At 48.8% G+C, this 12,969-nt stretch carries 12 protein-coding genes; 2 read left to right on the top strand and 10 right to left on the bottom strand.

The window, feature by feature from the left end:
* The first annotated feature begins 305 nt into the window (after window positions 1-305).
* A complete protein-coding gene (locus JOD01_RS09550; protein ID WP_204518090.1) occupies window positions 306-899 on the top strand; it encodes an ANTAR domain-containing response regulator in 594 nt (197 codons plus the stop codon).
* Between the two features lie 57 nt (window positions 900-956).
* On the opposite strand, the gene JOD01_RS09555 is transcribed toward JOD01_RS09550, so the two are convergent.
* The 9 genes from JOD01_RS09555 to JOD01_RS09595 form a co-directional block, all read right to left on the bottom strand.
* The gene (locus tag JOD01_RS09555) at window positions 957-1,832 is read right to left on the bottom strand and encodes a 5'-nucleotidase, lipoprotein e(P4) family (RefSeq protein WP_204518091.1); all 876 of its coding nucleotides are present in this window, start codon (window positions 1,830-1,832) and stop codon (window positions 957-959) included.
* A gap of 174 nt (window positions 1,833-2,006) precedes the next feature.
* Window positions 2,007-3,320 (bottom strand): 6-phospho-beta-glucosidase, encoded by a 1,314-nt coding sequence (locus JOD01_RS09560; RefSeq protein WP_204518092.1) that lies wholly within the window; start codon window positions 3,318-3,320, stop codon window positions 2,007-2,009.
* Entirely contained in the window at window positions 3,308-3,643 is a 336-nt protein-coding gene (locus tag JOD01_RS09565) for a PTS lactose/cellobiose transporter subunit IIA (RefSeq protein ID WP_204518093.1), read from the bottom strand. Before JOD01_RS09565 ends, JOD01_RS09560 begins: the two co-directional genes overlap by 13 nt.
* 30 nt (window positions 3,644-3,673) lie before the next feature.
* Window positions 3,674-4,975, bottom strand: a complete 1,302-nt coding sequence (celB, locus tag JOD01_RS09570; RefSeq protein ID WP_239565361.1) for a PTS cellobiose transporter subunit IIC — start codon at window positions 4,973-4,975, stop codon at window positions 3,674-3,676.
* Window positions 4,976-5,023: 48 nt separating this feature from the next.
* Window positions 5,024-5,329 (bottom strand): PTS sugar transporter subunit IIB, encoded by a 306-nt coding sequence (locus tag JOD01_RS09575; protein WP_204518095.1) that lies wholly within the window; start codon window positions 5,327-5,329, stop codon window positions 5,024-5,026.
* 203 nt (window positions 5,330-5,532) lie between these two features.
* Window positions 5,533-7,473: a BglG family transcription antiterminator gene (locus JOD01_RS09580; RefSeq protein WP_204518096.1), complete on the bottom strand. Its 1,941-nt coding sequence runs from the start codon at window positions 7,471-7,473 to the stop codon at window positions 5,533-5,535.
* Between the two features lie 182 nt (window positions 7,474-7,655).
* Window positions 7,656-8,315, bottom strand: coding sequence for a nitroreductase (locus JOD01_RS09585; RefSeq protein ID WP_204518097.1), 660 nt, complete (start codon window positions 8,313-8,315; stop codon window positions 7,656-7,658).
* 43 nt (window positions 8,316-8,358) lie between these two features.
* A complete protein-coding gene (locus JOD01_RS09590; protein ID WP_204518098.1) occupies window positions 8,359-9,033 on the bottom strand; it encodes an NAD(P)H-dependent oxidoreductase in 675 nt (224 codons plus the stop codon).
* Between the two features lie 14 nt (window positions 9,034-9,047).
* Window positions 9,048-9,341 carry an antibiotic biosynthesis monooxygenase gene (locus tag JOD01_RS09595; RefSeq protein WP_204518099.1) on the bottom strand — a complete coding sequence of 98 codons (294 nt, stop codon included), beginning with the start codon at window positions 9,339-9,341 and terminating at the stop codon, window positions 9,048-9,050.
* 305 nt (window positions 9,342-9,646) lie between these two features.
* On the opposite strand from JOD01_RS09595, the gene JOD01_RS09600 reads away from it, so the two are divergent.
* On the top strand, window positions 9,647-11,683 hold the full coding sequence (locus JOD01_RS09600; protein WP_204518100.1) for a methyl-accepting chemotaxis protein: 2,037 nt from the start codon (window positions 9,647-9,649) through the stop codon (window positions 11,681-11,683).
* 94 nt (window positions 11,684-11,777) lie between these two features.
* Here JOD01_RS09600 and JOD01_RS09605 read toward each other — a convergent pair whose 3' ends face one another.
* On the bottom strand, window positions 11,778-12,962 hold the full coding sequence (locus JOD01_RS09605) for an iron-containing alcohol dehydrogenase (RefSeq protein WP_204518101.1): 1,185 nt from the start codon (window positions 12,960-12,962) through the stop codon (window positions 11,778-11,780).
* Window positions 12,963-12,969 lie beyond the last annotated feature (7 nt).

The following is a 12,969-nucleotide window of genomic DNA, read 5'->3' on the forward strand; positions in this document are numbered from 1 at the left end:
AGCGGCTTATGTTCTATTGTAACATTTTCCGCCTGCAAAACTGCAGTTGCGCAACACTTGACGTCGGCTGCAAACAAAACAGGAGAGCACGATTCTCCCGTGCCCTCCTCAGTTTGGATACGCCTTTGTATCCCCCTATTCGTTTTATCACGCCAGTGTGATACCTCTATTTTAGAAGCGGAGCGAACTTATGTCAAGTTATATGACATTAAATCAGCGATTTACACTTGATACTAGACTTAAATGCGACTTGATGTTATATTATTTAACATTAACTTGCAAACAGTCAAAGGGAGGCATTCAGGATGAGGGTGGCTGAATCTCTGCTTCTCATTTCCCATAGCGGAAAGAATGACCAAATCAAAACAAAGCTAAGTACAGCCGGTTTTTCGGTTTTGCAGGCGATGACAAATGAGGAGGTGCAGCGCGCCGTCCCCATGTTTGATGCGGTGATCCTCCATATGCCGCCACAATCGCTGTCCAGCTGGTGTCGTGACCTTCGTTCCTATGGAAATATCCCGTTGATCTGGTGGTGTGACGATCATCAACCACATCCGGACAAGTTGCTGGACGCCGATATTGACGGCGTACTTTTTCCTTCCATGTCATCCGAAGAACTGCACTGGGCTTATTTCGTGACGAAAAGTTTGCAAAGGCAACGAACGCAGTTGAAGCAGGAACATGAAATGGCATTGCTTCGTTTGGAAGAGCGCAAATGGATTGACCAGGCGAAACGAATTCTGTGCGAAATGAAAAAGATTCCGGAGGAAGAAGCTTTTGCGTTTTTACGCAAGTCGGCGATGAATGAACGGAAACGAATGGTCGATGTCGCTCGGTCCATGGTCAAGGTCTATCAGCTGATCCAGGAGCAAAAAATCAATGAAAGCATCCGGAAATAAACGAACAGCCCCACGGTCAAAACGGCTGACCAAGGGGCTGTTTTTTGTTGAACCGATTTATTTTTTCGCGCTCTCGTAAGAAGTAAGGGCAGCTTCACGAGCTTGCAGTTTTTGCTCTTGGGTCAATTTTTGCTCACCATACAGGGCAGTTTCCCAATCGCCATACATTGGGTTTGGCAAAATGATGAACGATTGGCCGAATTTTTCTTTCAGTTCATCTACCGCTTTGTTGCGGTCAGCTTGATTTTTCGTTTCAAATACTTGCGCAAAGTCAACGAGGTTGTCCCCTACGAGCAACACAATGTGGTGATCTTGCTCGATTTGTTGACGCCGCGGTTCTTTGGAACTTACATCATCTTTGAACAGCAGATGGCTTTCAACCGCTTGCGGGAAACCTGCTGCTTGCAAGTTTTTGATCGTTGCCGGAATTTGATCGACAGTGCGGTTGGACACGTAATAGACATCAACCCCGTTTTGATCAGCTTTGTTCAAAAACTCAACAGCGCCCGGAAGCGCTTTGGCTTGGGCCAAGCCAACCCATTCGTTCCAAGAATCCGGATTGAATTCTTTCCCTTCCATCATCATTCTCACATTGTTCGGGCTGTTGTCCAAAACAGTCTCGTCTACATCGACAATGACCGCTCTTTTCTTCGTTACGGTTTTATCAGCCAGGTCCTTGTCCAGCATCAAACTAGCCAGGTTATAACCTTGGTAGTAGAGCGCTTTGGCTTCGCCGGAATTTTGGAACCAGGCATCAGCCATCAAAAATTGTTTGGTCAATTCCAGGCCCAAGTCCTCGCTTTGCACAGCCGGTGCTGCTGCTGGCGCTGCTGGAGTTGCTGGAGTTGCCGGTGTTGCTGCAGTCGCCGCAAAAATCGTATTCGGCGCCAGTAAAGTTAATCCCAATGCAATTGCCGCACTACGTTTCAACATTTTTTCAAACCCCGCTTTTCATTTTTTTGTATTTTTCAATAAAAATATATTTACAGAAAAATAATAAATGGCGAAAGATTCCTTGTCAACCTTTTCTATCATTCGGTTTTTGTAAATAAAAACATCTCCGGACTGGCTGATCCGGAGATGCGGGCGAAGCCAAAAAGAAACATTTTAAAAAAACTGCGGCAAGTATGCCCGATGAGCTTGCAGCATTTCATCCAATATTTGTTTTGCAACTGTGTCGGAAGGAACCAGCGGGTTGATCGTCATTGCCAATAAAGCAGTCTGATAACTGCCGGTAACCGCCGCTTCTGCAGCGACCCGTTCAAACGATTTGATCTGTTGAACCAGTCCCCGCACAGGCACTGGCAAGTCGCCCACCGCAATCGGTTTGGGGCCATCCTTGGTAATGATACAGTTCACTTCAACTGCCGATTCCGCTGGAATACTGGCGATCGCGCCATTATTTCGGACATTGACCGGTTGAATGTCTTTGCGATCGTTATAGATCGATTGAATCAGATTGCAGGCGGCATCGCTGTAATAGGCGCCGCCGCGTTGTTCGAGCTGTGGCGGTTTAATCGCCAGCTCCGGGTCTTTGTAAAGCTCGAACAGCTCCGCTTCCACTTTTTTGACAACTTCTGCCCGTGTCCCGACGGTGTTGGCTTCCTCCAATTCATGTTGAAGCATTTTGCTCGTTTGATAATAATAGCGATGATAGGGGCACGGAAGGATGCCTAACGCACGGATAAACTCTTTTTCCCAGCCCATATCTATAATATTTTTCATGGTCACGCCTGAGCTGTCGCCGCTGGTCAGCAGATCAATGACACGATCTGTCACCTTTACGCCATCCAGGTACACATTCAAACCAAAGACCATATGGTTCAATCCCGCAAAATCAATGTGAACCCGCTGTGACTCTACCCCCAGCAGCTGGGCGATGCTCATCTTCATGCCAACCGGCACGTTGCAAAGGCCCACGACTTTTTCGATTCGGCTGTAACGCAAAACTGCCTCGGTTACCATTCCCGCCGGATTGGTAAAGTTGATCAGCCAGGCATTCGGGCATAGCTCCTCGATATCTTTGCATATGTCGAGAATCACCGGAATTGTCCGCAAGCCTTTGAACAGTCCGCCGGGACCGTTCGTCTCTTGGCCGATCACCCCGTATTTCAAAGGAATCCTCTCATCCAATACCCTGGCGTTCAGCAGGCCGACGCGCAACTGGGTCGTGACAAAATCGGCATCTTTCAACGCTTCCCGACGATCCAGCGTCAAATGGATTTTCATGGGAATCCCGGCCTTTTCCACCATTCTTTTTGCCAGGCTGCCGACAATCTCCAGCTTTTCTTTCCCTTCCGGAATATCGACCAGCCATAACTCGCGAATGGGCACATCCTCATATCTTTTAATAAATCCCTCCACCAGCTCCGGTGTATAGCTGGACCCGCCGCCAATCGTCACCACTTTCAATCCATCCATTGTTTCTCCCCCTGTTCCGCGGATAATCTCGTATATAGTTGAACAAACTCTTTTGCCAAGTCCCTGACTGTCAACGCATTCATCAAGTGGTCCTGAGCATGCACCATCAGCAGTGAAATTTCCGTTTTGTCTCCGGCTGCCTCCTTTTGGATCAGGCTTGTTTGAATCGAATGCGCTTCGTTCAGTTCATTTCCGGCATTGTCCAGTGCCTGCCAAGCCTCCTGGAAGTTTCCTTTTTTGGCGTAAGCGATCGCTTCCATCGCAAAACTTCTGGCATTCCCTCCCCGCAGTATGATTTGAAAGACATATTCCGAAAGTTCCATTTCTTCTCCCCACCCCTTATCCCATGCTCATTACACGTTAATGACAGTTTGTTCCGTTGCGGTTTGTGTTTCCTCCGCGCGTTTTTGTCGATCCCACATCTTGAAAAACGGATAGTAGACAGCACAGGAAATCAAGATGTTGACCAACTGCATGACCGCTCCGGAGATTTTTCCGCCAGTCGCCAAGTACCCCGATATGATCGGCGGCATTGTCCAGGGGACAGCGATTCCCGCAGGCTTCGCCACCAGTCCGGTTGACATGCCAATATAGGTAGCTATAACAGTCAGCAGCGGAGTGATAATAAACGGAATAATCAACAATGGATTTAAAACCACCGGCATCCCGAAAATAATCGGTTCATTTATATTGAAAATCGCTGGACCAATCGACAGTCGGCCCAATTGATTCATCTGCTGGCTTCTCGAACGCAGCAACATGCAGATGACGAGACCAAATGTTGTGCCGCTTCCGCCGATATGGATCCAGTTGTCAAAAAACTGTTTGGTAAACACATTAGGCAATACCTCGTGAGCTTGAAAGGCGATGCGGTTGGCATCCATCGCCGCATACCAGATCGGGGACATTACCCCGTCGACAATATTGGCGCCATGCAATCCGCAAGACCATAACAGCAACAGGACAAATTCGGCAACCAGGCTTCCGCCAAGACTGCCGCCCAAAATGCTTAGCGGCTCTCCCAACAAGTCGCCGACAATATTGTGCAAGCTGCCGAAGTGGGTTTGTTCGACGAGCAAACGGGCGATCCAGATCACCGCAATGACGACAAAACCGGGAATAAGTGCGATAAACGACCTGCTGACTGCTGGCGGTACGCCGTCAGGCAGCCTGATAACCAGCTTTTTTTGCACAATCCAACGGTAAATCTCGGTAGAGAGCATCGCGATCAGCATGGCAATAAACAAACCTTTGCTGCCCAACAGAGCGGTTGGGATTCCTCCGTCTACAAGAATCGGCTCCGTCGCTCCCTCCGCCAGAAACGAGACCTTGTACGGCGTAGCCAGCAAGAATGCGGCAACAGAGATGGCACCTGCTGACAAAGCATCGACCTGATACTTTTCCGCAAGCCGATAGGCAATGCCAAAAGCGGCGATTAACGCCATGATGTCAAAGGTCACGCCGACCGGATAGGAAAGTTTGACCGCCCATTGCTCGCCAAACAGTTGTGCCATCATTTCCGCATACCCCGGGATTGGCAGGTTGGCCAAAATCAGAAAGAGCGATCCGATAATAACCAGCGGCATGGTCAAAACCATCCCATCGCGCAGGGCAACCAGGTGGCGCTGCCCGGCAATGCGTCCAGCGATCGGCATCACTTTGTTTTCAAGAATCAGATTTACCTTGCTCACATCGTCCACCTCCTATTGAGTGATCAGCCTTTGCGCAAATTTGAATACTTCCTCACCGTTACACATGCCATAGTGAACCGGGTTGATCACATCGACAGGAATATTGCGAGCCTCCCCCAGTTTTTTCAAATGCGGCAGCAAATACCGGACTTGCGGTCCCAACAACAGGACGTCAGCTTCCTCAATATGCTTGTGCACAACATCGCCCGGGACCGCCCAAATTTTGCAAGCAACCCCCGTTAGTTCGGCATATTTTTCCATCTTCGTGACCAGGAGACTTGTCGACATCCCTGCGGAACAACACAGCAAAATATTCATTGCGCTTCTCCTCCTCTTATAATCGGATTCCCGCCAAACAACTGTCCTGAGGCCTCATTGCGGTTTGTTTGTATCCATTCTATTTTGGGAGCGCTTACATTTACACTCAACAAACTTCCGCTGCCCAACGGAAAAAAATTGTCAGTCCGCAAGATTTCTAACCGGTAACAAGATAAAGGAGAATGGGCAGGATGATCGGCAGGCTAGGGGGTACCTTGATGATAAAAGGCTTCCAAAAATGAAGCGTAGCTCTTGCACTTGAGCAATTGTTGAACGAGAGTGCTGTCGTCCACAAGCGTTGCCAACAGCTTATACATTTTTTGCAAGTCTTCGCTGCTGTTTTTTTGCACGCACAGCAGACAGACCAGCTGTACCCGTTTTTCTTCCCAAATGATCGGTTTTTGCAATGTGCAAATCGCCCAAAAAGTGCTGTCGGTCTGGGGGGTGATTGGGTGAGGTATGGCAACCAAATTTCCGAAGCAGGTCGGGGATACCCGCTCCCTCTCCCACACTTTTTGCAGGAAATGATCATCAACCAGTCCCAATCGCTGCAGTTGACCGGTTAGAAAGCGAAGCACTTCTTCTCTCGTCTCCAGCTTTTGCTGCAGGAACACCAACTCTGGTCGGAGGTAATCGCCGTTCGGCTCGCTTTTCTCCCCAATCGCGCTTTCTATCTTGGACAGATCGCTATCCCCGAGAATCGCGTTTACCTGAATGATCGGGATCGGCAATTGCATGGAAATAGGAATGGTACTGATTACAAAATCGAGATCATGCAACGCGACTTGCGCCAATTTGTAGTATTCGGTCGTACCGACAATATCCAGCGTACCGCCAAACTTTGCCTTTAATTTGTAGTAGAGGAGACGGGCGCTGCCGACCCCGGAGGCGCAGACGATTATACACCGTTTTGGCTGAAGATTGAGTTTTTTTCGTTCCATCGCCGCCCCGATATGCAACGCCAGATAACCAAGTTCGTTTTCATGGATGTCCATTTCCATCCGGCGTTTTAATACCACCCCAGCGAGAACGGCCGCTTCAAAAGCGACCGGATAGTTGCTCTTGATCGCATCCAACATGGGATTCCGCAAATTCATGCCAAAGCGATGCCGGTTTATCGCCGGTTTGAGGTGCAAACAGATGCCCAGCAGCAGTTCCCGGTCATGCTTGATTCCCAATCCCAAGTCCTGATCGATCACTTCCAGAATTTCCATCCCCAACTGGAGGATCTCCTGATCAACCAAAGATTGCAATTCGCCATCTTCCAGCGCCGGATGCGACAGGATTTTCGTCCCCAGTAAATGAATCGCGATATAGGCTGTTTCGACCGCCGGAAAAGCGATCTCCAACCGTTTTTCAATGTCGGCAACAATTTTTGCCGCTGCCTGGTATTCATTGCTTTTTGACAAATGCTTGACTTCATCGGCAATTAACGCTACATGATTGCCATTCTGAATGCGCTTGCAAGCAATGGCGATATGAACGATCAGATTTTGCAATTGCACATCGGACAATGAAATTTGCGAACTTTGCACGTGCTCCAGAATGACTTGCCGTATCACGTTGATTTGCTCGGAAGAGAGAATATCGGCAAAACTGTTGACTAAATCTTGCTCGCTGCTGGTCCGGTTTCCTAAATATTCGGCCATGCAAAAGCGCAGCTTCATTTCCTCGCCCTTGATTTTCAATCCGTAGTTGGGCCGTTTCTCCAAAGTAATCTCATAGCTTTGCAGTAGCTTTTTTACTGCTCGCAAATCATTTTGCAGAGTAGATTTGCTGATAAACAATTCATCGGCCAGCGCTTCCAACTTGATATAGCCATCTGCAAACAACAAGCGTTTGATTAAATATTGCACGCGTTCCTCTGGCAAATTGGGAGGTAAGCCTGGGAAGTGCTGATTTTCCATTGTTTCTTTCAGCAATTGCCGAAATTGCTGCTGATCATGGATAACGAGCTGGTACCCCGTTCCGCGTACGGATTTGATCGCTGCTCCATGCTTGGCGAGCAGTTGATCCAGATCTTTCAGCTCGTTGCGAACCGTACGGGAGGTTACTTGAATGACACGGGCCAGATACTCGCTCGTTACCGTAGTATCCGCTGCCAACAACTCCCGGACAATCATGCTCATTCGTGCGGTAAGCATCTCCCAACCCCCTTGCTCACGTTTTCAAAGTAACTTATATGAATTCGCTTTGTCGGCTGTGCCTGCTGAATCATCAGGGTATAACCAAGTTTGACAAAAGGGTTGAGAATTCCTGTAAGATTGTGGAAATTAATAAAAAAATAACCGACCCCTTGAGGTCGGCCAGTTTTGCTTACACGCTTTTATTCAATCCCGATCAGTCGGATATTTTCCGTCAAGGGTACCCGACTGGTTTTTACTTGATTGTATGGATGCTCATGGTCTCCGTAACCAAGCATAATTCCGACAATGATTTTATGCTGTTCCGGAATCCCCAAAATTCTCCGCAAGTGCTGCGGATAACTGATCGAGCTGGCCGCCGGTGCGCAATCGAGCCCATTGGCGACAGCTGCGAGCATCAGATTTTGCGCAAACAATCCCAGATCAAGAATTGACCATTCGTTCAATGACTGATCCAGGCACAAAAATACCGCCACGGGCGCTTCAAAAAAGCGGAAATTGTTGCGCCAGTTTGCCTCGCGCGCTTGTTTGTCATCACGCTCAATTCCCATTGCTTGAAATGTTTCCTGATAGGCCCGATTCATTCGCTCCTGTAAATAATCTGGCCAGCTTTGTGGATAAGCCAAATCGGGATTGCCCGGTTCTCCCTTGTCAAAGGAATCGGTATAGGCTGCTCGCAGTTGTTCCAGGACATCTCCTGCGGCAACGTAAACCTCCCATGGTTGGGAGTTGGCCCACGATGGAGCTGATACCGCTTCCGTCAAAACTTTTGTCAACAAATCCTTGTCCACAGGTTTTTGTGTATATTTGCGAACTGTGCGTCTTTGGGCAAAAATGGACATCAAAATTGAGCCTCCCCATCCCGATTAAATAATGCCAGCTGAATCACTGTATCCATTCAACGATCTGTTCCATCGCCCTTCTCGTCTTCGGACGCGGTTCCCTCACCCGGTATCCAAACGCAGCCATTACCGATACATCAAAACTCCCATCTTGCAGAAGCCCTTCCTGTTCCAGAACCTGATGCACCAAATCCCGGTCAAAGCCTTCGATCGGACAGGAATCAATGCCGATCAAAGCGGCTGCCGTCATCATATTGGCCAATGCGATATACGTCTGTTTGCATCCCCAGTCAAACATCGCCCGATCGCTGTCCAGCAGGTGGAAGTCATTTTCCTGGAAGTTTTTATATGTACCGCTTAGCCTTTCCACAATTTCAGGCGGCATCTGTTTAACGTTTTTCAACTGGTCCTGCACGTAATCGGAATCAAATTTTAAATCTTTCATCGTCCGGGATAAGATCACGACGAAATGGCTGGCTGTGGGCAACTGCCCTTGTGCTCCCCATGACACTTTGCGCAGCTTCTCTCTCAAGTCATGGTTTTGAATGATCAAGAACTTCCACGGTTCCAATCCAACTGAGCTCGGAGACAATCTGGCTGCTTCGAGAATATATTGAAAATCCTCGTCAGAAACCTTTCGATCGGGATCAAATTCCTTGGTCGCGTGTCTAAACCGAAAAGCCTCCAACACTTGCTGTTTCATGGCCTCATTGCTCATTATCAACACTCCTTTTACGATTGTGCGATTACTTCGTATTTGCGCGCCTGCAGCGGTTCGACAAGAAGCGGTTTTGCCTTGCGAATGAACTCCTGAAAATGGGCGGATTCACCATGCTGCTTCAGAGCGTGCTCATCCTGCCATTCCTCCAGCATGACAAACGTATTGGCCTGCCCGGTATGCTCAAAAAGCTGATAGCTGATATTCCCTGGTTCCGCTTGTGTATGCTTGACCACCTGTTCAGCCAGTTCAAGAAATGTTGTGCGATGTTCGGGAGTTACTTTGAGAAAAGCATGTATGATCAACACTTGTCATCCCCCCTTATAATCGTATTATCTTCCGGACGAAGCAAACTTATTTGGCAATCTCATTACCGTTTGCCGTTGCTATGATATATCTGGCTGGGTTTTTTTGTCAACATCGCTGAACACTTTCAATAAAACAAAACTTATTGATTTTTTTTTATTTAAATTAAAAAAGATTGCAACTCTAGCCGTTACTATTAATGCAGCAGTATAAATTTACGCCATCACAACAGATACTTCAAAGCGTCAATCACATCTTTGCCGATGTTGGATCAGGGGCAGCGAAGGAAGAGAGAGGAGCCAGCAAGTTGAAAGGAATATTACCCAAAAAGAAAAAAGCAAGGGGATCGCTAACCGGCCAAAAAGGCTATTTCTTTACGATCAAAAACAAATTGATCATCGCCTTTTGTTTGGTTTTGCTTGTCCCCAGCATTGTTATTTCAATGGAATCGTACTTTACCGCCAAAAACAAGATCGATCAAGAAATGATCGGCAGTGCCGAGCAAAACGTTGATTTGTTGAATGACACCATTAACCAGTTTTTTGCTGCGAAAAAAGGGGATGTGGAGTTGTTGTCCACACTAATTGATCCAACAGAGATTTCGGTTCCCGCCGGCTCTTTTGCCGGAACAAATCAATCCATCTCCGCTTTATTGGAACAATATCGCCAATCGCATCCCGATGTAGAAACAGCCTTTGTCGCCACTTCCCAAGGGGCTATCTTGCTGTCTCCAGAAGGAAAGGACGTTACTGATGTACGAACAAAAGGCTGGTACATAGCCGCAACGAAGGACAAAGGCAAAGTCATCATCACCTCGCCCTCGGAATCGTCAGCAACTCACAATCTGGTCGTGACGGTTGCCAAAGTCACAGAAAAAGGGGACGGCATTGTCGGGATCAATATCAATCTGGATCGCGTCTCCGATATCAGCAAACAGGTGAAAATCGGCCAGCAAGGCTATGTGTATATTATTGACAGTGAGCGGAAAATGGTTGTCCACCCAACGGTCAAACCGGGCGATCTGGCTCCGAAAAACGTGCAAAACGACAATCTGTTCAAGAGTGAATCCGGCTATTTTGAGTACTTGTTTAACGGAACCGATTGGAAAAAAATGTTCTTCACTACCAACCAGGAAACAGGCTGGAAATTGGCCGGCACCATGTATTCCAATGAAGTAGAGCAACAGGCCGCGCCCATCTTGCGCAGTACGTTGATCGTCCTGATTATCTCCTTCTTGCTCGGCGCCGTATTGGTCACCTATATTATCCTCTCCATCGTTCGTCCGCTGAAAACGATGACGGAAGCTTCACAGAAAATCAGTGAAGGAAATTTGACCGAACAGATCGACTTGAAGCGAAAAGACGAACTGGGCACACTTGCGGCGAGTTTCAATGAGATGGCTGCATCTCTGCGAACAGTATTGGTCAAAGTCGGGGAAAACGCCATGCAGCTTTCGGCATCGGCGGAAGAGCTGTTGGCCAGCGCCGAACAGAGCAGCAAGTCGAGTGAACTGGTTGCCCATTCTGTTCAGGAAGTCGCTGCGGGAACTGACAACCAGCTGACCCATGTTGAACAAACGAACCAGTCAATGCAAGCGATGGCTGAGCAGATCCAGGAGATTGCCAGCAATGCCGATCAAGTATCGGTTTCGGCCACAGAGGCAACCAGCAAATCTGCTGAAGGGAACAAATCGATCCAACAAGCTGTTTCGCAAATGAATTCGATCAGCAATCGCGTTGGACAATTGGGCAATGATGTCAAATCTTTGGGCGACCGCTCCGCGCAAATCGGCAACATCATTGATGTGATTACGGATATTTCCGCGCAAACCAACTTGTTGGCGCTTAATGCAGCGATCGAAGCGGCGCGCGCGGGTGAACATGGACGAGGTTTTGCCGTCGTTGCTGACGAAGTGCGCAAGCTGGCTGAACAGTCAGCGCAATCGGCTCAACAGATCGCCCAACTGATCTTGGGCATTCAGGAAGATACCAATGCGACGATTGAAACGATGCATTCGGTCACTCAGGAAGTAAATGACGGAAGATCGGCAGTGAACTTGGCCGGTACCTTATTTGAGCAAATTGAACAGGCGATCGAACGAGCTGCTACACAGATCAGACAAGTTTCGGCCGCTGCGCAGCAAATTGCTTCGCGGACTCAAGAAGTGGCAGAAGCGATGGACAACGTATCAGCCATTTCGGAGCAATCCGCCTCGGGGATTCAAAATGTCTCGGCCGTGACCGAAGAACAGCTTGCTTCCATGCAAGAAATTACCGCCTCCGCCTCTTCTCTTTCCAAAATGGCGGAAGAACTGCAAGCCATGCTTACCCGTTTCCGACTGTAGCAAATCATAAGCTCGCAGCAGCAAACGCAGATAAAAAGGAAGAAGCAACCAGAAGCAAACGACCGCTTCGGTTGCTCTTCCTTTTTTCTTTGATTTACCGGTTCGGCTCGGTTATTTTACCGTTATAAGCTGCGCGGTAAATCGTTCGGATATCGTCTTCGCCCAACGGCATCGGGCTGCGTGCCAACAGTCGCTTTTGCTTGATTCCGTCCTGGGTCAAGCTTTCCAATGCAGATTGTGGAATTTGGAAATCAGCCAGAGTCTGCGGAATGCCCACGTCCCGTACAATGCTTACCAACTGCTCCACACAGCGGTAAGAGGCTTCCTCCTCGGAAAGCAAATGCGACGCGCCCCCCAGATAATCGAGCAGATCAGCCAGACGTTTTTGACAGCTGTGGCGGATATAGCCCATAACGTACGGCAGCAAAACAGCATTTGACTCGCCATGGGACAGATGAAATTGACCGCCCAGCGGATAAGCCAACGCATGAACACCCGCTACCCCGGCATTAAAGAAGGCCAGGCCGGCCAGATAGCTGCCCATGCTCATATCTGTTCTCGCCTGCCGACTGCTCCCCTCCTGCACCGCTGTCCGCAAAGAGCGGGCAATCAGTCTGACCGCTTGCAGAGCAAGCGCATCTGTTGCCGGATTGGCGTTTACCGACACATACGCTTCGACCGCATGCGTGAGCGCATCGATGCCTGTTGCCGCAGTAACCCGCGGCGGGACGGAAACAGTCAACTCCGGATCAACAATCGCCACATCCGCCAACAAGGAATCATGCGTCACAACATCCTTCGTCGTTTCCAGAGAGAGCACAGCGATGTTGGTTACTTCCGAACCTGTCCCCGAAGTGGTCGGGATCAAAATTTTGGGCAAAGCTTTTTGTGTAATCTGTTTTTTGCCCGTCAAATTCAGATAGTCGGCCACGGAACCTTCATGTACTGCCATGACCGCTGCCAGTTTCGCCAAATCGAGCGCACTGCCGCCACCCAAACCGATGACCAGATCAAAACGGTTTCCGCGGGCAAATTGAACCAGCTTCTCCCCAATCTCCAGCGGCGGCTCCGGCACCACTTCGGTGTAAACTTCAACAGCGAATCCGTTTTGACGCAGCGATTCTGTGACTCGCTCCGCCAACCCAATCTTCACCAAAGCCGGATCAGTGACGACCAGGATTTTTTTCGGGGAAAATTTGCTCACTTCCGGCACAAGCTGCTGCAGCGCCCCCCAACCGGTTATACTAAGCGGGGCAAAAACGATGCGGGCCACATTCATTGGAATT

The organism is Brevibacillus fulvus (assembly GCF_016908525.1).
Taxonomy (GTDB): Bacteria; Bacillota; Bacilli; order Brevibacillales; family Brevibacillaceae; genus Brevibacillus_G; species Brevibacillus_G fulvus.

Bases quoted from the DNA above. Each gene is read 5' to 3' on its own strand.
- JOD01_RS09550 (WP_204518090.1), top strand. From the start codon at position 306: ATGAGGGTGGCTGAATCTCTGCTTCTCATTTCCCATAGCGGAAAGAAT.
- JOD01_RS09555 (WP_204518091.1), bottom strand. From the start codon at position 1,832: ATGTTGAAACGTAGTGCGGCAATTGCATTGGGATTAACTTTACTGGCG.
- JOD01_RS09560 (WP_204518092.1), bottom strand. From the start codon at position 3,320: ATGGATGGATTGAAAGTGGTGACGATTGGCGGCGGGTCCAGCTATACA.
- JOD01_RS09565 (WP_204518093.1), bottom strand. From the start codon at position 3,643: ATGGAACTTTCGGAATATGTCTTTCAAATCATACTGCGGGGAGGGAAT.
- celB (WP_239565361.1), bottom strand. From the start codon at position 4,975: ATGCCGATCGCTGGACGCATTGCCGGGCAGCGCCACCTGGTTGCCCTG.
- JOD01_RS09575 (WP_204518095.1), bottom strand. From the start codon at position 5,329: ATGAATATTTTGCTGTGTTGTTCCGCAGGGATGTCGACAAGTCTCCTG.
- JOD01_RS09580 (WP_204518096.1), bottom strand. From the start codon at position 7,473: ATGCTTACCGCACGAATGAGCATGATTGTCCGGGAGTTGTTGGCAGCG.
- JOD01_RS09585 (WP_204518097.1), bottom strand. From the start codon at position 8,315: ATGTCCATTTTTGCCCAAAGACGCACAGTTCGCAAATATACACAAAAA.
- JOD01_RS09590 (WP_204518098.1), bottom strand. From the start codon at position 9,033: ATGAGCAATGAGGCCATGAAACAGCAAGTGTTGGAGGCTTTTCGGTTT.
- JOD01_RS09605 (WP_204518101.1), bottom strand. From the start codon at position 12,962: ATGAATGTGGCCCGCATCGTTTTTGCCCCGCTTAGTATAACCGGTTGG.